The sequence below is a fragment of the Streptomyces sp. NPDC002838 genome (genome assembly GCF_040295365.1).
Classification (GTDB): domain Bacteria; phylum Actinomycetota; class Actinomycetes; order Streptomycetales; family Streptomycetaceae; genus Streptomyces.
The window spans coordinates 1-1526 of the sequence record NZ_JBEOVF010000151.1 but is presented as its reverse complement, the minus strand read 5'-3'; the positions used below and the strand labels follow the sequence as shown (position 1 = coordinate 1526).

General features: G+C 65.2%; 2 protein-coding genes. One reads left to right on the top strand and one right to left on the bottom strand.

Annotation, left to right across the window (positions count from 1 at the left end; translation table 11 throughout):
• Positions 1-516, bottom strand: a 516-nt coding sequence (locus tag ABT063_RS52015; protein WP_351069383.1) for a transposase family protein, incomplete at its 3' end; no start/stop codon positions are given.
• Between the two features lie 196 nt (positions 517-712).
• Between ABT063_RS52015 and ABT063_RS52010 the strand changes: the two genes are divergently transcribed.
• The gene (locus ABT063_RS52010; RefSeq protein ID WP_351069380.1) at positions 713-1270 is read left to right on the top strand and encodes a hypothetical protein; all 558 of its coding nucleotides are present in this window, start codon (positions 713-715) and stop codon (positions 1268-1270) included.
• Positions 1271-1526: the final 256 nt, after the last annotated feature.

The following is a 1526-nucleotide window of genomic DNA, read 5'->3' as shown; positions in this document are numbered from 1 at the left end:
GGTGTGGCCGCGTTTGATCGCGAAGTCGTCCACCCCCAGCACGCGCGGAGTGCCGTACGACGGGTCGGGCATCGCCCGCACCCGGTTCAGCAGCCCCATCCGCCCCGCCGTGATGCCCAGCGCCATGGCCATGCGCGCTCCGGCACGGCCGGCCAGTGCCAGTGCGATCACGTTCAGCAATGCCCCCAGTCGGTCCGTGCAGCGGGCGAACGGGCTGGTGAAGCCCGGGATCTGCTCGGCGAACGTCCTCTGCCCGCACTCCGTGTTCACGCAAACGAACCGGCGGACCTCCAGCACGATGCGGACTGGCCGGGCGGCCAGCGGCACGTCCTGCAACTGCCGTCGGTAGCGATCGTGTACCCGAGACGACGGTCGGCCGCAGCTCAGACAGTTTCCTTCCCGGGCCCGGCCATGAGCCCGCACGATCACCGCCCCTGTGTCGCACACGGTCGCCTCGGCGAACACCGCGATCCCCGCGAACAGCACGTCCTGCCAAGAGAGTTCATGTCCATCCACGTCCAGGACGTCGACTGTGCCAAGCCGTTCCATTCAGATCCCGAAAGACATGATGGAGCGTCAAATACGATCGGTGCGGTACAGCGCACCCGGCACGAGCCGGGGACCCAAACACAACCCCGATCGTGAAAGCTCCCTGTGATCGACAGCCGCCACCTTCCGGACACAAGCAGACCGACGCATGCACAATCTCTCTGTGGATCAGGGAATCGCAGCACTGCTGGGGGCAACGGTAGGCGTCCTCGGAACCGTCTCCGCATCGGCAATATCCGGGTGGTCGAGCCGGCAGCAGATTGGGGCCCAGGCCAGAGTTGACCACGCGCATTGGCGCAGGCAGGCCCGGCGCGACGCCTACAGCGCCTTTCTCGCTCCCGCCAATGAGACGCGCAACTCCCTGAAGCAGGCCGCACGCGCCCTGATCGGCGATGTGGATACGGAAGGGGCTGACCACCATCTCCATGACGCACACGACAAACTAGGAGAAGTGCAGGCAACCTGGGCTGCTCTTGCGGTCGAAGGGCCCGAGTCTGTGGAACAAGCAGCCAACGGCGTCAAGACTGCACTCCACTCGATGCACACGACGTTGCTCGCATGGCGCGACTCCGCAGAGGGAGCACCCGACCATAACGTCAAGTTCGTGGAACGGCATGCAGTCGAGGTGACCAGAGTTTCCGAACGCATCGGCGCTTTCGCCACAACAGCTCGAGCTGCACTCGACGAAGCAACGTTCCCCGTGGACACCGGCAACGGCTGAAACCGATGGCCAGACACAACATCGGCAGAGTTCTCGTAATCGGCACGCCCACACGAGGAGACACCGGGCCAGCGAGCATGTGACCCACCGTGACGGCTCCCCGTGATCGCTGCCAGAACCCGTTTAACAACGTCAGGGCCAAACCTGGCGCCCACCCGACGCGACAACCGGGCCGTCGGCCTGCCCACCATCAGCTCCGGAAAGCGAAAGGGTCCACCGACTCCGTCGGCGGACCCTCGCGAAAGATCGAGGCTAG